Source organism: Kitasatospora sp. NPDC051170 (assembly GCF_044455705.1).
GTDB lineage: Bacteria > Actinomycetota > Actinomycetes > Streptomycetales > Streptomycetaceae > Kitasatospora.
The window spans coordinates 188,925-207,280 of the sequence record NZ_JBITFA010000012.1 but is presented as its reverse complement, the minus strand read 5'-3'; the positions used below and the strand labels follow the sequence as shown (position 1 = coordinate 207,280).

17 protein-coding genes, 3 tRNA genes and 1 pseudogene are annotated in these 18,356 nt (G+C 73.0%); 9 read left to right on the top strand and 12 right to left on the bottom strand.

What is annotated here, in order from left to right:
* Positions 1–18 precede the first annotated feature (18 nt).
* Both ACIBCA_RS24985 and ACIBCA_RS24980 read left to right on the top strand, forming a co-directional pair.
* Positions 19–91 (top strand) — tRNA-Asn (locus ACIBCA_RS24985).
* Between the two features lie 60 nt (positions 92–151).
* Positions 152–224 (top strand) — tRNA-Asn (locus tag ACIBCA_RS24980).
* 101 nt (positions 225–325) lie between these two features.
* On the opposite strand, the gene ACIBCA_RS24975 is transcribed toward ACIBCA_RS24980, so the two are convergent.
* Together ACIBCA_RS24975 and ACIBCA_RS24970 are read right to left on the bottom strand one after the other, a co-directional pair.
* Complete coding sequence (locus ACIBCA_RS24975; protein ID WP_396285207.1) at positions 326–1,093, bottom strand: trypsin-like serine peptidase; 768 nt, start codon at positions 1,091–1,093, stop codon at positions 326–328.
* 118 nt (positions 1,094–1,211) lie between these two features.
* Positions 1,212–2,075 carry a trypsin-like serine peptidase gene (locus tag ACIBCA_RS24970; RefSeq protein WP_396285206.1) on the bottom strand — a complete coding sequence of 288 codons (864 nt, stop codon included), beginning with the start codon at positions 2,073–2,075 and terminating at the stop codon, positions 1,212–1,214.
* A 228-nt stretch (positions 2,076–2,303) separates the two neighbouring features.
* Here ACIBCA_RS24970 and ACIBCA_RS24965 point away from each other — a divergent pair.
* Positions 2,304–2,377: transfer RNA gene (locus tag ACIBCA_RS24965), tRNA-Ile, on the top strand.
* Between the two features lie 115 nt (positions 2,378–2,492).
* Here the strand turns inward: ACIBCA_RS24965 and ACIBCA_RS24960 are convergent.
* Positions 2,493–3,200: a hypothetical protein gene (locus ACIBCA_RS24960; protein WP_396285205.1), complete on the bottom strand. Its 708-nt coding sequence runs from the start codon at positions 3,198–3,200 to the stop codon at positions 2,493–2,495.
* The gene (locus ACIBCA_RS24955; protein ID WP_396285204.1) at positions 3,197–3,766 is read right to left on the bottom strand and encodes an RNA polymerase sigma factor; all 570 of its coding nucleotides are present in this window, start codon (positions 3,764–3,766) and stop codon (positions 3,197–3,199) included. Before ACIBCA_RS24955 ends, ACIBCA_RS24960 begins: the two co-directional genes overlap by 4 nt.
* 239 nt (positions 3,767–4,005) lie before the next feature.
* Here ACIBCA_RS24955 and ACIBCA_RS24950 point away from each other — a divergent pair, with 239 nt between their 5' ends.
* From ACIBCA_RS24950 to ACIBCA_RS24940, 3 genes and pseudogenes are all read left to right on the top strand, one after another.
* On the top strand, positions 4,006–4,842 hold the full coding sequence (locus tag ACIBCA_RS24950; RefSeq protein ID WP_396285203.1) for an SAM-dependent methyltransferase: 837 nt from the start codon (positions 4,006–4,008) through the stop codon (positions 4,840–4,842).
* A gap of 158 nt (positions 4,843–5,000) precedes the next feature.
* Positions 5,001–5,168 (top strand): annotated as a pseudogene (locus ACIBCA_RS24945) (SPFH domain-containing protein); the annotation flags it as partial.
* Between the two features lie 77 nt (positions 5,169–5,245).
* On the top strand, positions 5,246–5,473 hold the full coding sequence (locus tag ACIBCA_RS24940) for a hypothetical protein (RefSeq protein ID WP_396285202.1): 228 nt from the start codon (positions 5,246–5,248) through the stop codon (positions 5,471–5,473).
* A gap of 141 nt (positions 5,474–5,614) precedes the next feature.
* On the opposite strand, the gene ACIBCA_RS24935 is transcribed toward ACIBCA_RS24940, so the two are convergent.
* On the bottom strand, positions 5,615–7,570 hold the full coding sequence (locus ACIBCA_RS24935; protein WP_396285201.1) for a hypothetical protein: 1,956 nt from the start codon (positions 7,568–7,570) through the stop codon (positions 5,615–5,617).
* Between the two features lie 368 nt (positions 7,571–7,938).
* Here ACIBCA_RS24935 and ACIBCA_RS24930 point away from each other — a divergent pair, with 368 nt between their 5' ends.
* On the top strand, positions 7,939–8,844 hold the full coding sequence (locus tag ACIBCA_RS24930; RefSeq protein ID WP_396285200.1) for a 1-aminocyclopropane-1-carboxylate deaminase/D-cysteine desulfhydrase: 906 nt from the start codon (positions 7,939–7,941) through the stop codon (positions 8,842–8,844).
* Positions 8,845–8,875: 31 nt separating this feature from the next.
* Here the strand turns inward: ACIBCA_RS24930 and ACIBCA_RS24925 are convergent, their stop codons facing one another.
* Positions 8,876–10,432, bottom strand: a complete 1,557-nt coding sequence (locus ACIBCA_RS24925) for an LCP family protein (RefSeq protein WP_396285199.1) — start codon at positions 10,430–10,432, stop codon at positions 8,876–8,878.
* A gap of 121 nt (positions 10,433–10,553) precedes the next feature.
* Positions 10,554–11,009 carry a MarR family winged helix-turn-helix transcriptional regulator gene (locus ACIBCA_RS24920; protein WP_396285285.1) on the bottom strand — a complete coding sequence of 152 codons (456 nt, stop codon included), beginning with the start codon at positions 11,007–11,009 and terminating at the stop codon, positions 10,554–10,556.
* A gap of 113 nt (positions 11,010–11,122) precedes the next feature.
* Between ACIBCA_RS24920 and ACIBCA_RS24915 the strand changes: the two genes are divergently transcribed.
* Both ACIBCA_RS24915 and ACIBCA_RS24910 read left to right on the top strand, forming a co-directional pair.
* On the top strand, positions 11,123–12,148 hold the full coding sequence (locus tag ACIBCA_RS24915) for an NADP-dependent oxidoreductase (RefSeq protein WP_396285198.1): 1,026 nt from the start codon (positions 11,123–11,125) through the stop codon (positions 12,146–12,148).
* Between the two features lie 367 nt (positions 12,149–12,515).
* Positions 12,516–13,010 carry a DUF3145 domain-containing protein gene (locus tag ACIBCA_RS24910; protein WP_031068041.1) on the top strand — a complete coding sequence of 165 codons (495 nt, stop codon included), beginning with the start codon at positions 12,516–12,518 and terminating at the stop codon, positions 13,008–13,010.
* Between the two features lie 159 nt (positions 13,011–13,169).
* Here ACIBCA_RS24910 and fabF read toward each other — a convergent pair whose 3' ends face one another.
* From fabF to ACIBCA_RS24885, 5 genes are all read right to left on the bottom strand, one after another.
* Positions 13,170–14,438, bottom strand: coding sequence for a beta-ketoacyl-ACP synthase II (gene fabF, locus ACIBCA_RS24905; RefSeq protein WP_396285197.1), 1,269 nt, complete (start codon positions 14,436–14,438; stop codon positions 13,170–13,172).
* A 141-nt stretch (positions 14,439–14,579) separates the two neighbouring features.
* Positions 14,580–14,831 (bottom strand): acyl carrier protein, encoded by a 252-nt coding sequence (locus ACIBCA_RS24900; protein WP_396285196.1) that lies wholly within the window; start codon positions 14,829–14,831, stop codon positions 14,580–14,582.
* An 80-nt stretch (positions 14,832–14,911) separates the two neighbouring features.
* Positions 14,912–15,943, bottom strand: a complete 1,032-nt coding sequence (locus ACIBCA_RS24895; protein WP_396285195.1) for a beta-ketoacyl-ACP synthase III — start codon at positions 15,941–15,943, stop codon at positions 14,912–14,914.
* Positions 15,940–16,890, bottom strand: a complete 951-nt coding sequence (locus ACIBCA_RS24890) for an ACP S-malonyltransferase (protein ID WP_396285194.1) — start codon at positions 16,888–16,890, stop codon at positions 15,940–15,942. The genes ACIBCA_RS24895 and ACIBCA_RS24890 overlap by 4 nt, the downstream gene beginning before the upstream one ends.
* Before the next feature lie 91 nt (positions 16,891–16,981).
* On the bottom strand, positions 16,982–18,178 hold the full coding sequence (locus tag ACIBCA_RS24885) for a PucR family transcriptional regulator (RefSeq protein WP_396285284.1): 1,197 nt from the start codon (positions 18,176–18,178) through the stop codon (positions 16,982–16,984).
* Positions 18,179–18,356: the final 178 nt, after the last annotated feature.

Genomic DNA, 18,356 nt, shown 5'->3' with positions numbered 1-18,356 from the left:
GGCCGGAGCGGAAGCCGATCCCCCATAGCTCAATTGGCAGAGCAGCCGACTGTTAATCGGCAGGTTATTGGTTCGAGTCCAATTGGGGGAGCTGGGAAGGAGCCCGTCAAGGCTCTCCTTCCCCGCGTGGTACGGAGGTTGAGTACCGCGATCCCGCATAGCTCAATTGGCAGAGCAGCCGGCTGTTAACCGGCAGGTTTTTGGTTCGAGTCCAAATGCGGGAGCTGCGCCGGGCCCGCCCGGTGACTGCTCAGAGCGAAGGCCCCTCGGACGACCGAGGGGCCTTCGTGTTGCCCCGTGTCGCTCTCGTCACACCACCGCCCGGTCAGGTGGTGGCCTGCCGGTAGAGGTCGGCGACCCGCTGGTCGAAGGTCACGCTGTACGAGGTGTCCGGGCTGTTCCCGCCGCCCTGGTAGCCGCCGATCACCCCGATCACCGTCCCTTCGCCGGTCACCCACGGGCTGCCGCTGGTGCCGTCGCTGTAGCCGCCGCAGTCGAATCGTTCCTGCGTGGGGCTCTGGGAGCGGGTCTTCACCGCGCAGGTGATCGGCTCGTCGCTCTCGTTCGGGTAGCCGGTCACGGAGACGGCCAGTCCGAAGCCCTGCCCGGTGGCGATCGGGTTGCCGCCCACCGCGTCCTCGATCTGCCGCCCGCCCGTCGTGCGGACCGTGACGAACGCCACGTCGTACTCGGGGTCGGCGTCCTCCGTCCAGCGCGGGTCCACGGTGACCGACTGCACCGGCCAACTCCCGTACGGGGAGTAGCCGTTGCGGTAGCCCGGGGTGAACACCAGGCCGTCCAGCAGGCCGACCTCGTGGCTCTGGACGCAGTGTGCGGCCGTCACCAGCAGATTGCGGGCCGGGCTGTGCACGACGCTCGCGGTGCAGGCGCGCGGGCCCTGCGCGGTGTGGACGGAGAGGGTGCCGACGCGGTCCCGGGCGGGGCTCTGCTGCGCGACCTCGGCGGTGGGCGGCGTCCGGTCGTCCTGCCCGCCGCAGGCGGCGACGGCGGCCAGCAGCAGGGCGGCCGACAGCGGGGCCGTCAGCGAGGCCGTGCGGGGCGCGCTCGCGGGCCGTGCCGGGCGGGGGGCCATCGGGGGCTCCGTCTCGTTCCTCGGGGCGGGCACCGGGGCCGTGCGTTCCGCCGTTCGTGAGGAAGATCTACCAGCCCGGGCCCGGCGACGCCACCGCCGGGTGCGGTGAAGCCACGGCTCAGCCCGTCGCGCGGTCGTAGAGGGCCTGGACGCGGTCGCCGAAGTAGCTGCTGTACGAGGTGTTCGGGTCGTCCCCGCCCTCCTGGTAGCCGCCGATGACGCCGACCACCGTGCCGGTGCGGGTGCTCGGGTCGAAGTCGGTGACCCAGGGGCTGCCGCTGGTGCCGCCGGTGTAGTCGGGGCAGTCGATCCGCAGCTGGGTGGGGCTCTGCTCGGTGGTCCTGTTGGAGCAGGTGATCGGGACCTCGCTGCTGCCCGGGTAGCCGGTGACCCGCACGGAGAGGTCGTAGCCGAGGTTGACGCCCAGTTTGTTGGCGCCGAGCACCTGCTGCACCTGCAGCCCGCTCTGGGCCTGGACGACGGCGAAGGCCACGTCCATGTCGGGGTCGGCGCCGCTCTTCCAGGCGTCGTCGACGGTGACGGCCAGCAGCGGCCACACCCCGCTCGGGGTCTCGCCGTCGCGGTAGCCGGGGACGAAGACCAGGTCGCTGCGCTGGCCGAGCTTCGGGTCCCAGACGCAGTGGGCGGCGGTGACCACCAGGTTGAGCCCGGCGCTGTCCACGACGCTGGCGGTGCAGAAGTGGTCGCCGTCCGCGTTGCGGGTGAACACCGCGCCGACCAGCCCGTTGAGGACGGTCGGCTTGGCGGTGCGGGTGACCCCGGTCCGGCCGGCGGCCGCCCCCCTGAACCGCTGCTTGGTCCAGCCGTGGTTGCTCCCGGAAGCGGCGGTGCCGGAGGCGGTGGCGGGCGCCGAACCGAGGGTCGCGGTGGTGCTGCCCGGCCGCGCCGCCGTCGTGCAGCCGGCCGCGGCGAGCACCAGCAGCAGCGCCCCGGCCGCCGCACCCGTCCCACGCATCGTCATCCGCCCAGGCTGCCCTGTCCGCCCCCGCCGCCGCCACCCGGGGTCGCCGGCCGGGGCTGCCACCGTCCTTGGTCCGTGTCGTCGGCCCACCCGGCGAGGCGCGCACCCCCGCCTACCCGTGTGCGCCCCCGGCGCGCACCACCGGTGATCGACCGGCTATGCTGCCCGGAGCGGCCTTCCGGGGCCGCGCACTGCTGCTGCGGCCGCCAAGGGCCCGCGCGGCGAACCGGGGCGGTAGCTCAGCCGGTTAGAGCAGGGGACTCATAATCCCTTGGTCGTGGGTTCGAGTCCCACCCGCCCCACCTTTCGGCCCGACGTTTCGTCGGATGAAAAGCCCGTCCGACCAGGTGATTCCTCCCTGGCCGCACCACTCCCAGGCTAGACCGGCCACCCCCGCGAACCCCTTCCGCCACGCCGTCAGGCGCTGCGCGGGTGGGCGGCGGCGCGGGTGAGGTCGTGGGCGAGGCGGGGGGTGGGGCGGGGGATCTCGCCGTGGTGGTCGTCGTCGGAGTCGACGGGGAGCTGGTGGACGACGGCGGCGACGCGGGGCGGCAGGCTCATGGACAGGCCCCGGTGGCAGGCGGCGAGGGTGTCCTGCCAGACGGCGGGGGGCAGCGGGGTGGTGGGCCAGGAGGCCGTGCGGGCGCCGCCGCGGGGCGGGTCGGTGGTGAGCTGGTCGGCCTGTTCGCGCCAGTACTCGGCGTCGCGGAACTCGCCCCGGCTGGCGTGCTGGAGGGACAGGCAGCTGGCGGCGGTGGCGTTTCCGCCGCCGGCGGCGAACTGGAGCCAGAACTGGCAGGCGTCGTGGTGCCCGGTGAGCCAGAGCAGCGCGCCCAGCACCAGCGCGCCGCCGGGGTGGACGCGGCGGCTGTCGGCGAGGGAGTCCAGGGAGCTGGCGGCCGCCGGCTGGGCGATCACCAGGGTGGCGGCGAGGTCGAGTTCGTGACGGGCCTGGGCGTGCGCGGCGCCCATGGGCGCCGGTGGGCGCAGCAGGTGGCGCAGGTCGGGGCCCGGCGCGACGGGCAGGGTGGTGGTGGGCAGTGCGGTGACGGGCAGTGCGGTGACGGGCAGCGCGGTGTGGCGGTCGGGCGGGGTGGCCGTGCGGTTCTCGCGTCCGTGGGTCACTGCCTCTCCTCCAGCGCGGCGGTGCCGGCGCCCAGGAGGCGGTGGAGCTTGTCGAGGCCCTGGACGGCGGTGGACCGGGCGCCGGCCTCGGTGATGCCGAGGTGCACGGCGATCGCCGGGTAGGCGAGGCCGAGCGCGTAGCGCAGGACGATCACGTCGTACTGGCGCTCCGGGAGGCGCAGGATCGCCGCGTGGAGGCGGTCGTGGTCGCCGAGGCCGGGCGGGGCGAGCCTCTCGCAGGGCCAGGCGCTGCGCAGGGCGCGCTCCCAGTCGGGCAGGACGGCGCGCGGCGGGGAGGTGCCGGCGTCCGTCCACAGGGCGAGGTCGGCGACGTGCCGCTTGGCCACCATCCAGGCGTAGCCGGCGGGCGCGGGCTCGCGCAGGGCCGCGGCCCACGCGTGCCGCAGCTCCTCGCGGATGTCGCGGACGGCCCGTTCGATGAGCCGGTGGTCGTGCAGACGGGCCCGGGCGAGCCCGCGCCAGGCCCGTTCGTGCTCGTCGCAGAACACCTCGTAGGACAGCCGGTGGGCGCGCACGGCGGACGTCCACTCGTCGTCGCTGGTCAAGGAACCTCCTGCTGCGGCGAACTGCCGTATGTCGTGCATACATTCAAGCGTGATGAGACGACAAAGGTTAAGGCGATCTCATATCGGACTGCTTCGGTCTGTATGTGATGATCGGTCAACTGATGTTGCGTCATCGAGGATCGGTTCCGATCGAGGGGCCTGGCCGGGCCCTGTTGCGGCAGAGCCTGCGGGTCGGGGATGCTCGGGGGGTTCACGCCGGCGGCACGAGGGGGAAACGGATGACGGCCGAACGGGACGGCGACGAGGGCGCGGCCTCCGCGCCGGACGTGGAGATCAATCTCGCCATCAACCGGCCGCACTCGGCGCGGATGTACGACTACTTCCTGGGCGGCGTCACCAACTTCGCCCCCGACCGCGAGGCCGCCGCGCAGGCCCTGTCGGTCTTCCCGCAGGCCCGGCACGCGGCCCGGGCCAACCGGGCGTTCATGCGCCGGGCCACCCGCGCCCTCGCCCGCTCGGGCATCACCCAGTTCCTCGACATCGGCACCGGCATCCCGACCTCGCCCAACCTGCACGAGGTCGCCCAGGGCGTGGAGCCGGGCAGCAGGGTCGTCTACGCCGACAACGACCCGATCGTCCTCACCCACGCCCAGGCGCTGCTGCGCAGTGCCCCCGAGGGCCGCACCGCCTACGTCCAGGCGGACGTGCGCGAGCCCGCGGCCGTGCTGGAGGCCGTCCGCGAGACGGGCGTGCTGGACTTCACCCGGCCGATCGCCCTGAGCCTGGTCGCCCTGCTGCACTTCGTCCCGGACGGCGCCCACGAGATCACCGAGACCTTCAAGGACGCCCTGAAGGCGCGCGGCTCCGCCCTGGTCATCAGCCATCTGACGCCCGAGTACTCCCCGGAGGAGACGGAGCGGATCTGCCAGGTCTACGCCGTGGCGGGCAACCCCGTCCGGGCGCGCACCCCGGGCGAGTTCGCCGGGTTCTTCGCGGACTGGGACCTGCTCGACCCGGGGGTCGTCTCCACCCCGCGCTGGCGCCCCGAGCCGGGCGACGAAGTCTTCACCGACGCCGAGGCCGCCTGTCTGGGGGCCGTCGCCGTCCGCCCGTAACCGACCGTCACTTTCCTTCGGCGCCCCCGGAGTCCGGCCTTCCGCCGGCCCCGGGGGCGCCTCTTCGTGCGTCCAAGAACCCTTCCGGCCTGGGATGTCGGCGAACCATCTGAAAAAAGTGTTATCACTTTGCCATCAAGCGCGGACGCGCTCGCCGGAGGAGCCGCAACCACGAGACCGCGACCAACAAGGTCAACGACGCGGACGGCAACCCGATCGAGATGGCCGCCGTGGTGGTCTGGCAGGTCGAGGACACCGCGAGGGCGGTCTTCGAGGTCGACGACTACCACGCCTTCGTCGCCATCCAGACCGACACCGCCGTACGGTCCTGGTGGTGCTCTGTGGAGACCGGGGCGCCCAGCCCGTCGTGAACACGGGCTCCCTCTACCGGTAAGGCTCGGCGTTGGCGACGGAACGGAAGAAGCTCCTGCTGCGACTGGATCCTTCGGTTCACGACGCCCTGGCCCGATGGGCCTCAGACGATCTGCGCAGCACCAACGCCCAGATCGAGTTCCTCCTGCGCCGCGCCCTCACCGACGCCGGCCGCATGCCCGGCGGCGCCGCCCGACTTCCCCGGCGGGGCCGCCCGCCCAAGCAGAGCCCCGAGGACGGCGCCCCGGACGCCGACTGACCGGGCGCTGGTGGATCAGGGCCACCAGTGCCAGGACCTCCACCCTGAGCGGGTTCGTCAGGGCCCCGCTCCCGCCGAAGGCCGCAGGGCCGCCACCCGGATCCGGGTGGCGGCCCTGCGGCCTTGATGCGTACGGGTGGGTCAGCCGAAGGTGAGGGGCTCGACGACGAACTCGCCCTCGGTGTTCCGCTTGACCTGGCTGACGTCGAGGCCCGGGTGCTTGCCCTTGGCGGCCAGCGCCCTCACGTCGGCGAGCAGCTTGGGGTCGTCGATGTAGAACCGCAGGGGCTCGGGGGACTTGGCGGCGTAGTCCAGGATCTCCTCGGCGCTGCGGTGGCTGATGGCCCAGTACCAGGCGACCCAGGAGCGGCCCTGGTCCCGGTTGAGGACGCCGAGCCAGAGGTTGTCCTCGACGGAGCCCCAGTCCGCGGCGGAGTCGCCGTAGGCGCGGTGGCCGAGCAGCGAGACGGCCACCTTGTGGTCGTCGGCCGGACGGGAGCGGTCGATGGAGGCGACCCGGTGGGCGACGTCCCAGCGGGACTGCGCGCCACGGGCCATGCCCCGGCCGGGGCTGCCCTCCCAGCCGTAGCTCGCGGTGGTGTCGGGCTGGCTCTCGAAGACCACGCCGAACAGCAGGACGCCGGTGGCCGCCAGGACGGCGAGGCCCGAGCGCAGCCCCGCCGGCAGGCCCAGGCGGCGGCCGGTGGGGCGCCCGCCCGCGAGGACGCGGCGGCCGAAGGCGGGGAGCAGGGCGGCGGCCATGGTGACCAGGCCGATCACCAGCAGCTGGTGGAGCATCTTCTCGTAGAAGTAGGTGGTGCCGCCGACCTTCCAGGCCTGGTAGCGCATGAGCCCGTAGCAGAGCGCCACGATGCCGCCGCCGGAGACCAGCGCCACCCGCCGCGCGCGGTTGGCGCGCGCGGCCGGGGTCAGCAGCATGGCGAGGGTGAGCGCCACCAGCGGGAAGAGCATGCGGCGGTTCACCGGGCCGATGCCGCCGGTCAGGGTCAGCGCGTCGGAGTTGGCGGTCTTGCTGTTGACGTAGGCGGGGAAGAGCGCGAGCGCGCCCGTCACCACGGAGACCGCCAGGACGGCGATCCAGTGCTTCCGCCAGACGCGCCAGTGCACGGCGGCCCACCCGAGCACGGTGATGCCGGCGGCCGGCAGCAGCAGGTAGTGGCCGAAGGAGACGCCGACGGTCAGCGCGGAGAGCGCGGCGACCTGCTCGGGGAGCCGGTTGAGCGGGCGGATGGCCAGGGCGACCAGGACGGCCAGCAGGCCGAGCGCGAAGAGCTCGCTGAGGAAGCCGTTGAAGTACAGCTTGGGCAGCTCGGTGATCGCCAGGAACGCGGCCACGGGCAGCATCAGGGCGAAGCCCCGCCAGCCGCGCAGCGCCGGCCCTGCGGCCCGCTGGACGGCCCACAGGATCGCCACGGCCAGCGCGGCGAACATCACCGTGTAGAGCAGGACGAAGAGGGAGATCTGGTCCATCGCGGCGCCCCGGGTGGGCCCGCCGTGCAGGAAGCTCGTGAGTACGGCCAGCGTCAGGTGGCTGCCCTCGGGGTACGTGGCCAGGCCCTGGGTCACCGTCTCGGCCGCCGCGCCCTGGTGCAGGGAGGTGAGGCCGCCGAGGCGCAGGATGGTGTCGTAGAGGGCGACGTGCCGGCCGAGGTCCTCGCCCGTCACGATCAGCGCGAGGCGCTCGGTGGCGTTGCGGGTGAGCACCGGGTAGAGCGCGAAGGCGCTGACCAGGGCCGAGGACACCAGCAGCGGGACGTCACGGACGGGCAGCAGCGTGCGCGGCGACAGCGCCCCGGCCGGGGCGGGCCCGCGTACGGCGCGCAGGGCGACCAGGACGGCGGCGGTCAGCTCGGTGAGGGCGAGCGGCTGGATGCCCCACGGCCAGTAGCTGGCGATCAGGCCGAGCACGCAGGTCCAGCCGATGAGCGTGACCCCGGAGACCATCAGCTTGTCGAAGGCGGAGCCGCGGGACCGTATCAGCGTGGCGGCGGCGCCCCATATCAGCAGGAGGCCGAGCAGGTCGGCCTTGACCAGGTGCAGCAGCGGGGGCAGTCCGAGCAGGACGACGGCGAACACGATCAGGCCGCTGGCCGGGCGCCCACGGCCCAGGAGGGAGGAGGGGCCTCCGCCGGGGCGGCCGCCCCTCGTGCCGGGTGACGGAGAGGCGGCGGAGTCTCCTGTCGTCTCTGTCACATCGGATGGCGCGAGCGGCACGGCATTCCCCCCACAAGACGAAAGGTTCTCAGATGTCCGAAGGCCCGTTCGGGGACTCTCCTGGTCATATAAGTGTGAAGCATCGCCGTGTCCGCCGGGGACGCGGGGTTGTGCTGCGGGCACGGCTCCGGTGCCGTGGGAGGGGACTACGCGCCGCCCCCGCCGGGGTTGCGGTCGTTACCGACTCTTTACCTTTCGATGCGGCATCCGGGCGCTCGTATCCTGGCCGGATGCTCGAACCCGCCCTGCTGCCGACCCCGCTCGTGGACTGCGCCGAGGAGGTGTTCGCCCGGGCCGGGGTGGAGCTGAGACTCAAGCGGGACGACCTGCTGCATCCGAGCGTGCCCGGCAACAAGTGGCGCAAGCTCGCGCCGAACCTGGCCGCCGCCGTCGAGGGCGGGCACCGTCGGCTGCTGACCTTCGGCGGGGCGTACTCGACCCACCTGCGGGCGGTCGCGGCGGCCGCCGCCGCGCTCGGGCTGGAGAGCGTCGGGCTGGTGCGCGGGGAGGAGCTGGCCGGCCGGCCGCGCAACTGGTCGCTGGCGGCGGCCGAGCGGGCGGGGATGCGCCTGGAGTTCCTCGGCCGCGCCGAGTACCGCGAGGCCACGGGGAGGGCGGAGGCGGGGGACGGCGGGTCGTGGCGCCGCTGGGAGCCCTGCCTGGTGCTCCCCGAGGGCGGCTCCAACGCGCTCGCGGTGACCGGGGCCGCCGTGATCCCGGCGGAGCTGCCGGACCTGGGCGGGCGCGACGTGGTCTGCTGCCCGGTCGGCACCGGCGGCACCCTGGCCGGGATCGCCGCCGGACTGCCGCCGGGCGCGCGGGCGCTGGGGGTGGCGGTGCTGCGCGGGGGAGAGGGGTACCTGGAGGCGGAGGTCGCCCGGCTGCACCGGGCCGCGTACGGGCGGGAGTTCGCGAACTGGCGGATCGACCACGGGCACCACGGCGGGGGCTACGGCCGGGTGCCGGCCGAACTCGCGGCCTTCGCGGCCGGGTTCGAGCGGCGGCACGGCGTCCCGGTGGAACTGCGGTACGTCGCCAAGCTGCTGGCGGCGCTGGCCGACCTGACGGCCGTCGGGGCCTTCCCCCGGGGCACCCGGCTCACCGCCGTGGTGACGGGCCTGCCGGATCCCGTCTGAGATCCGGCAGGTTCGGGAAGGCCCGTCCGTATCAGCCGAAGGTCAGGTTGGCGCACGGGTCGGTGTCGGCGCCGCGGATGTTCTCGGCTATCCCGGTCGGCATCCCGCTGGGCACGCCCGGCGAGGCCGGGTTGGTGGCGCCGGGGGCGGGGCTCAGGCCGGGGCTGGGTGCGGAGGCGGCCTTGGGCTCGGTGACGGCCTCGGGCTTGGCGGCGGTCTCCGTCCTGGCGGCGCCGGCGGGCTGGTAGTCCGCGCCGAGGGTGACGGTGACCGCCTCGGTGCCCGGCCGCTCGACCAGGGCGGCGCCCGGGAAGACCGCCGCGACCTGCGCGGCCAGCGCCTTCTGCGCCGGGTCGTACGCGACCTCGGTGTGCTGCTTCCCGGGCTCGTTGGCGCCGAGCACGACGTTCTGGAACCCGCGCGCCTGGAGCGCCTTCGAGCCGGAGCCGGCCAGCCCGGAGGTGCCGACGCCGTTGACGACGGTGATCGGGGCGGACGCCTGCTCGGCGGTCAGCGGCGCGGTCGTGCCGGGAGCGGTGGGGCCGGGGGAGGAGGTCACCTGGCCGGTGCCCGCGGTGGTGTGCCCGTCGAGGGTGCGGTCCTCGCGCAGCAGCTTCCACAGGGTGTCGGCGTCCGGCTGGACGAGCCGCACCCGGTCCCCGGCGAAGCGCCAGGGGGCGGTGACGAAGGTGACGTCGGAGAGCTGGATGTCGGAGAGCGAGCGGGCGAAGTCCACCAGCTTCGACGCCGTACCGAGCCCCTCGTCGACAGTGAGCGACTTGGTGGCCGCGTCGGCCAGCGGCAGCAGGGTGGTGAGCGAGAAGCCCTGGCCCTGCACCTTGCGGATCATCGAGGAGAGGAACGCCTGCTGGCGCTTCATCCGGCCGATGTCGGAGTTGTCACCTATGCCGTGGCGCGCGCGCAGGTAGTCCACGGCGGACTGGCCGGAGAGCTTCTGCATGCCCTTCTTGAGGTGTATGCCGTACTCGTTGACGTCGTTGGGCACGCAGGCGTCCACGCCGCCCAGTGCCTCGGACATCGCGGCGGCGCCCTTGAAGTCGACCACGATGGTGTGGTCGATCCGCAGCCCGGTGAGCGACTCCACGGTGTTCTGGGTGCAGGCCGGGTTGCCCTTGGCGAGCTCGCCCAGGCTGAACGCCGAGTTGAACATCTGGTCGGTGCGCGGCTTGCTCCAGGTGCCGTTCGCCAGCTTGCAGGAGGGGATGGTGACCAGGGTGTCGCGGGGTATGGAGACGCCCACCGCGTGCTTGTGGTCGGCGTAGACGTGGATCAGGATCGCGGTGTCCGAGTTGCCGACGCCCTCGTCGCCGCCGCCGAGCGAGTTGTTGCCGTCGTCGCGGGTGTCGGAGCCGAGCAGCAGGAGGTTGACCGGCACCTGGGCGCCGGGGGAGGCGGGGACGGGCGCGGGCGGGCGCTCGGTGGCGACGCCGCCGGCGTCGAAGGTGGTGATGTTGCTGTTCAGGCGGTTGTAGAACCAGGCTCCTACGCCCGCCACCGACAGCACCAGTACGGCGGCCAGGCCGATGGCGGTCCGCAGAAAGCGGCGCCGGCGCGTGCTGCTGCTCATCCTCCGTGGCCCCCCGTCCTCAGGTGTTCTCTCGTTCGACATTCGAACGTTAGACGTTCCGAAGGGCCGTTCGGTTACCCCCGAAGGGTGTCCGGATCGGTGTGCGGGCCTGTGATGCTGGTCACGCGCCCGGTCCGGAGGCGCCCGAGAGCATCCGCCGCAGCAGGTCGCGCAGCACGGCCCGCTCGTCCTGGCCGAGGGCGGCCAGCGGCTCGCGGGCGAAGTTCAGCGACTCGCGCAGCTCCTCGGAGGCGGCGGCGCCGGTCTCGGTCGCGGCGACCAGCTTGACCCGGCGGTCGTGCCGGTCGGCGGCGCGGGTGACGAAGCCGCGGGTCTCGAGCCGGTCGACGATGCCGGTGATGTTGGAGGGCTCGCAGCTGAGCGTCTGGGCGATCTGGCGCATCGGCATCGGGCCGCGCCGCAGCAGGGCGAGCACCTTGGCCTGGGCGCCGGTGAGGGAGCGGGCCGCGGCGGCGTCCTCGTACTCGCGGTGGAAGAGCGCGACCAGGTTGGCCATCAGGTCGACGACCTCGCGGGTGATCTCGTCGGACTGCGGCGTGGCGGCCCGGGTCGGCATGGTCTCCATGGTTCAGAGTCTACCTGAAAAGTTGACATGGTGAACCTTTCATGCCCATTGTTACTTCAGTTGCTCAACCTTTTACCCTCAGTACTTCCCGAAGGAGCACCGCCATGGCCGAGCAGGCCGCCCCCGCCACCGCCCGCGAATGGCACCTCGCCGCCCGCCCCCAGGGCTGGCCGACGCCCGGCGACTTCGCCCTCGTCGAGGCTCCCGTCCGCCACCCCGGCCCCGGCGAGATCCTGGTCCGCAACGCCTTCCTCTCCGTCGACCCCTACATGCGCGGCCGGATGAACGACGTGAAGTCCTACGTCCCGCCGTTCCGGCTCGGCGCGGCCATGGACGGCGGCGCGGTCGGCTACGTCGTCGCCTCCGAGGCCGAGGGCTTCGCCCCGGGCGACGCCGTCCTGCACGGGCTCGGCTGGCGCGAGTACGCCACCGTGAACGCCGGGCAGGCCGTCAAGGTCGACGCGGACGCCGCCCCGCTCTCCGCCTACCTCGGCGTGCTCGGCATGCCCGGGCTCACCGCCTACGCCGGACTGCTGGCCGTCGGCGGCCTCAAGGAGGGCGACAAGGTCTTCGTCTCCGGCGCGGCCGGAGCGGTCGGCTCCCTGGTCGGACAGATCGCGAAGCTCAAGGGCGCCTCCCTGGTGGTCGGTTCGGCCGGTTCGCAGGAGAAGGTCGAGCGGCTCGTCGAGGCGTACGGCTTCGACGCCGCCTTCAACTACAAGGACGCGCCGGTCGCCGAGCAGCTCGCCGAGGCCGCCCCCGAGGGCATCGACCTCTACTTCGACAACGTCGGCGGCGACCACCTGGAGGCCGCGATCGGCGCGCTCGGCGTCCACGGCCGCGCGGTGCTCTGCGGCGCCATCGCCCAGTACAACGACACCGAGGCGCCCGCCGCCCCGCGCAACCTCGCGATGGCGATCGGCAAGCGGCTGCGCCTGGAGGGCATGCTCGTCGGCGACCACGCCGCCCTGCGCCCGGAGTTCACCGCCGAGGTGGCCGGCTGGCTGCGCTCGGGCGAACTGCGGTACGAGGAAACGGTGGTGGACGGCTTCGAGAACACCGCCGAAGCCTTCCTGGACCTGCTGCGCGGCGCCAACACCGGCAAGATGGTCGTCAGCCTGGAGGGCTGACCGCCCGTCAGGACCGCCCCGTGGTACCCGACCGCCCCGCCGCCCCGAACCAGGGGGCGCGCGGGGCGGTTCGCGTGCACGGCGCAGGGCGTCGGGCCTCACTACCGCATTCCGGCCGGATTCGAAAGTGCGTCATCCATCCCGTGGACGGTCGCGGTACGGTGGTCCCGCCCGACGTTGGGGCCGTTCGGGGGAGAGATCCGGCCGAGGGGTGGACCTCGTTGAGGATTCGACTAGCATTGAGCGAAAGCCTGTCCGTTTTGCTCAATTTAGTCGCTTAATGTCGGCTAACGTGGGTAACTGTGGATCAACTGCAGGCACGAGGCAGCTGGGGAAGGCGACCCTCGTCCACAGCCTGGAGGTCCCGGTGACGACACGTGGAGTTCTCTACATCCACTCCGCGCCCCGCGCGCTGTGCCCGCACGTCGAGTGGGCCGTCGCGGGGGTGCTCGGTGTGCGGGTGAGTCTGGACTGGATCCGCCAGCCGGCCGCGCCCGGGCACTGGCGTGCCGAACTCTCCTGGACGGGGGAGTCCGGCACCGCCTCGAAGCTCGCCTCCGCGCTGCGCGGCTGGCAGCTGATGCGGTACGAGGTGACCAGCGAACCCTGCGCCACGGCGGAGGGCGAGCGCTACAGCAGCACGCCCACACTCGGCATCTTCCACGCCGTCACGGGCATCCACGGCGACATCCTCATCCCCGAGGACCGGTTGCGCGCCGTCCTGCTGCGCGCCCGCAGCGAGGGCGCCGACCTGGAGGCCGAGATCTCCCGGCTGCTCGGCAAGCCCTGGGACGACGAGCTCGAGCCCTTCCGCTACGCGGGCGAGGGCGCCCCGGTGCGCTGGCTCCACCAGGTGGTCTGAACCGTGCGCTGATGTGCCCTGATGTGCCCTGACGTGCCCTGCGCGTTCCGTCGTGCTCTGACATGCGCTGACGCGCTCCGACGTGCGCCGACGGTCCGCACGCGGACGAAAGGGGCCGGTGCTCGCGATGAGCACCGGCCCCTTGGTCGTACGGGCGGGTCAGCGGGTGCGGAAGGCCAGCACCACGTTGTGGCCGCCGAAGCCGAACGAGTTGTTCAGCGCGGCGATGCGGCCCTCGGCGGGCAGCGCGCGGGCCTGGTCGCGGACGATGTCGGCCTCGACGTCGTCGTCCAGCTCCTCGACGTTGATGGTCGGCGGGGCCAGGCGGTGGTGCAGGGCCAGCACGGTGGCGACGGTCTCGATGCCGCCGGCGCCGCCGAGCAGGTGACCGGTCATCGACTTGGTGGCGGAGACGGCGATGTGGTCCAGGTCCTCGCCCAGCTCCTTGCGCAGCGCCTTCAGCTCGGCGGTGTCGCCCTGCGGGGTCGAGGTGGCGTGCGCGTTGACGTGCACGATCTCGGCCTTGCTCAGGTCGTTGCGCTCGAACAGGTCGGCCAGCGCGCGGGCCACGCCGGCGCCGGTCGGCTCGGGCTGGGCGATGTGGTGGGCGTCCGAGGACAGGCCCTGGCCCACGGCCTCGCAGTAGATCCGGGCGCCGCGCGCCTCGGCGTGCTCCAGCGACTCCAGCACGACCACGCCCGCGCCCTCGCCCAGCACGAAGCCGTCGCGGGCCTTGTCGTACGGGCGCGAGGCGCCCTGGGGGTCGTCGTTGTTCTTGGACATCGCCATCATGCTGGCGAACGCGGCGATCGGCAGCGGGTGCATCGCGGCCTCCGTGCCGCCGGCCACCACGACGTCGGCGCGGCCGGTGCGGATCATCTCGATCGCGTAGCCGATCGCCTCGGCGCCGGAGGCGCAGGCCGAGACCGGGGTGTGCACGCCGGCGCGGGCGCCGACCTCCAGGCCGACGTTGGCCGCCGGGGAGTTGGGCATCAGCATCGGCACGGTGTGCGGGGAGACCTTGCGGGCGCCCTTCTCCCGCAGGATGTCGTACTGGTCGAGCAGGGTGGTCACGCCGCCGATGCCGGAGGCGATGACGGTGCCCAGGCGCTCGGGGGCGAGCTTGGAGGACTCGTCGGTGGCCGGGGTCTCGAAGCCGGCGTCGGCCCACGCCTCGCGGGCGGCGATCAGCGCGAACTGGGCCGAGCGGTCCAGCTTGCGGGCCACCGGGCGGGGCAGGATCTCGCCCGGCTCGACGGCGACGCGCGCCCCGATCCTGACGGGCAGTTCGGCCGCCCACTCCTCGGTCAGAGCCGCCACTCCGGAGCGCCCGGCGATCAGGTTCTCCCAGGTGGTGGCGGCGTCGCCGCCCAGCGGCGTGAAGGCGCCGAGACCCGTGACGACCACGGTACGGTTTTCAGCGGTCACTGGTTCTTCTTCTCTCACGTTGTGCGGGGTCGGCGGCGAGCCGGGGATGTGGGCCCGGCCGGGCGCCCGGTGGGGCGTCCCGGCCGGCAGGTCGGACCGGCTCGCGGGGAGCCGGACCGGGGGATCGAACGTGTCGAACGATCAGGCGGCGGCGTTGGCGATGATGTAGTCCACCGCGTCGCCGACGGTCTTGAGGTTCTTGACCTCGTCGTCCGGGATCTTGACGTCGAAGCGCTCCTCGGCGGCCACGACGACCTCGACCATGGACAGCGAGTCGACGTCCAGGTCGTCGGTGAAGGACTTATCCTGCTGGACGTCCTCGACCGGGATGCCGGCGATCTCGTTGACGATCTCGGCGAGACCTTCCAGGACCTCGGCCTTGTCCTTAGCCATACTGGCTGCTCCTCTTCGGTGTTGAACGTGTCCGGCCGTCGACCGGGCACGGGCTTGTGGGTGGGTGGGGCGAAACGCGCCTAGGGGAGCGTAACGACTGTCGCCGCGTAGACGAGACCCGCCCCGAACCCGATGATCAGCGCGAGGTCCCCGCTGCGGGCCTCGCCGCTCTCCAGCATGCGCTCCATCGCCAGCGGGATCGAGGCGGCGGAGGTGTTCCCGGTCTCGGCGATGTCGCGGGCGACCGGCACCGTGGCGGGCAGCTTGAGGGCCTTGATCATGGCGTCGGTGATGCGCATGTTGGCCTGGTGCGGGATGAAGGCGCCGAGCTGGTCGGCGGTGATCCCGGCGGCGTCCAGCGCCTGCTGGGCCACCTTGGCCATCTCCCAGACCGCCCAGCGGAAGACCGGCTGGCCCTCCATGCGCAGGGCCGGCCACTTGAGCTCGTCGCCCGCGCCGTTGACGGCGTCGGGCTTGGCGAAGGCGGTGTCCCAGGCGGCGGTCTGCGAGATGACGTCCGCCTGCGAGCCGTCCGAGCCCCAGATCAGCTTGCCGATGCCGGGCACGTCGGACGGGCCGACCACCGCGGCGCCGGCGCCGTCGCCGAAGATGAACGCGGTCGAGCGGTCCGACTTGTCGGTCAGGTCGCTGAGCCGCTCGACGCCGATCACCAGCACGTACTCGGCGTTGCCGCCGCGGATCATGCCGTCCGCCACGCCCAGGCCGTAGCCGAAGCCGGCGCAGGCGGCCGAGATGTCGAAGGCCGGGGCCGTGCCGCAGCCCAGGCGCAGGGCGATCTCGGTGGCGATGGCGGGGGTCTGCTTCAGGTGCGAGACCGTCGCGACGATCACGCCGCCGATCTGCTCGGGGGAGATCCCGGCCTGGGCGATCGCCTTGCCCGCGGCCTGCACCGACATCTCGGCGACGGACTCCTCCGGGCCGGCCCAGCGGCGCTGCTCGATGCCGCTGCGGGTGCGGATCCACTCGTCCGAGGAGTCGATCCACTCCAGCACCTCGGAGTTCGGGATGACCCGGACCGGGCGGTAGCCGCCGACGCCGAGGATGCGCGAGTACCGCGCACCTTCGGCAGGGCGGATCTGGGGCTTGCTCATGCCTGGTTCTCCTGCTCCTGCCCGCCGTGCTCCTCGACCAGGGCACGGGCCTTGTCGAGATCGGCGGGGGTCTTGACGGCCAGGGTGGCCACGCCCTTCAGGTTGCGCTTCAGCAGCCCGGTCAGGGTGCCGGCCGGGGACAGCTCGATGACGGCGGTGGCGCCGAGCTGCCCGAGGGTCTCCATGCAGAGGTCCCAGCGGACGGGGTTGGAGACCTGCGACACCAGGCGCGCGAGCACCTCGGCGCCGGAGGTGACGACCTGGCCGTCCTTGTTCGACACGTAGCGGACCTGCGGGTCGGCCACCGTCAGGGTCGGGGCCAGCTCGGCCAGCCGCTCGACGCCCGGGGCCATGTGCTCGGTGTGGAACGCCCCGGCGACCTTGAGGGCGACCAGCTTGGCGCCCTGCGGCGGGTCGGCCTTGAGGGCCTCCAGCTGGTCCAGCGTGCCGGCGGCGACGATCTGGCCGCCGCCGTTGTTGTTGGCAGCGGTCAGGCCGTGCTCGGCCAGCTTCGCCGCGACGACCTCCGCGTCGCCGCCGAGGACGGCGATCATGCCGGTCTCGGTGACGGCGGCGGCCTGGGCCATGGCCTGACCGCGCTCGCGCACGAAGGTCAGCGCGTCGTGGGCGTTCAGCACGCCCGCGCCGGCGGCGGCGGTGATCTCGCCGACGCTGTGGCCGGCGACGGCGCCGACCAGCTTGCGGGCGACGGCCTCGTCAGGGAACAGCTCACGGGCGGTCATCAGACCGGCGGCGACCAGCAGCGGCTGGGCGACGGCGGTGTCCTTGATCTCCTCGGCGGAGGCTTCGGTGCCGGCGTGCACCAGGTCCAGACCGGCCACGTCCGACCAGCGGCGCAGACGGTCGGCGACACCGTCGAGTTCGAGCCAGGGGCTGAGGAAACCGGGGGACTGGGCACCCTGTCCAGGGGCGACGATTACGAGCACGGTTCAACCCTCTCTCGCCAGGCACCCGGGGGCGGGTAGGCGACGGTAACGAAGAAAACCATCCGGGATTGTATGGTCCCTACACTCGGGTTCAGCTCGGCTCCCCGGTGGCGGCGAGCCTGCCGAGGGCGAGGGCGATCCGGAGAGTGAAGGCCGAACGTACGTCGGAGGGGGCGTACCCCGTGACGTCGGTCACACGTCGTAGCCGGTAGCGCACCGTGTTGGGGTGCACGAAGAGCATCCGGGCCGCTCCCTCCAGCGAGGAGGCCTGTTCCAGGTAGACACTCAGCGTCTCGAGGAGTGCCGATCCGGCCTCGTCGAGCGGTGTGTAGATCTCCTCCACCAACTGGCGCCGGGCGGCCTGGTCCCCGGCCAGAGCGCGCTCGGGCAGCAGATCGTCCGCCAGCACCGGGCGGGGGGCGTCCGGCCAGGCGGCGCAGGCCCGCAGGCCCGCCGCGGCGGCGTGGGCGGAGCGGGTGGCCGACAGCAGGTCCGGCACGGTCGGGCCGACGACCACCGGGCCCGGCGCGAACTGGCCGATCAGCGCCCTGGCCGCGTGCACCGGCTCCTTCTCGCCGCCCACCACGACCACCAGGCGCTTGCCCAGCACCCCGGTCAGCACGTGCAGCTTGGCGTAGCGGGCGGCCCGGCGGATCGCCTCCACCACCAGCTCGCTGTCGCCGTCCGGGGCGCTGCCCATCACCACCCGGACCTGGCTCGGCTGGCCCCAGCCGAGCGCCGCCGCCCGGGACAGCACGCCCTCGTCGGCGTCGCCGGACAGCAGGGAGTTGACCACCAGGGCCTCCAGGCGGGCGTCCCAGGCGCCGCGCGCCTCGGCCGCCTGGGCGTACACCTGGGCGGTGGCGAAGGCGATCTCGCGGGCGTACACGAGCACCGACTCGCGCATGTCCGCCTCGTCGCCGGGGGCGGCCACCTCCTCGATGGCCTCCTCCATCACCTCGATCGTGGTGCGGATCAGCTCCACGGTCTGGCGCAGGGTGATCGCCCTGGTCAGCTCGCGCGGGGCGGTGCCGAAGACGTCGGTGGAGATCGCCTGGGCGGTGTCCGGGTGGCGGTACCACTCGGTGAAGGCGGCGATGCCGGCCTGGGCGACCAGGCCGATCCAGGAGCGGTGCTCCGGCGGCATCCGCCGGTACCAGCCGAGCTCGTCGTCCATGCGCGCGATGGCGGCGGTGGCCAGCTTGCCCGAGGACTTCTCCAGCCGCTTCAGCGTCGCCGCGCGCCGCTCGGCCCGCTCGGCGGCGTTTCTGCGCTCCTGGGCCGTCAGGCGGGGGGCCGCGCGCCCGGGGCGGTCGCGGGCGGGCCTGACCGCAGGGCTCTTGCCCGTGGGCTCGGGTTCGGGACCGGGTTCGTTCTTGGAGTTCGCGGAAGCGGCTGGCACAAGGACAAGACTGCCTCACGCGAGTGACTGCTCGTGCACACCCCCCGGACCCGGCGGCCGCGGG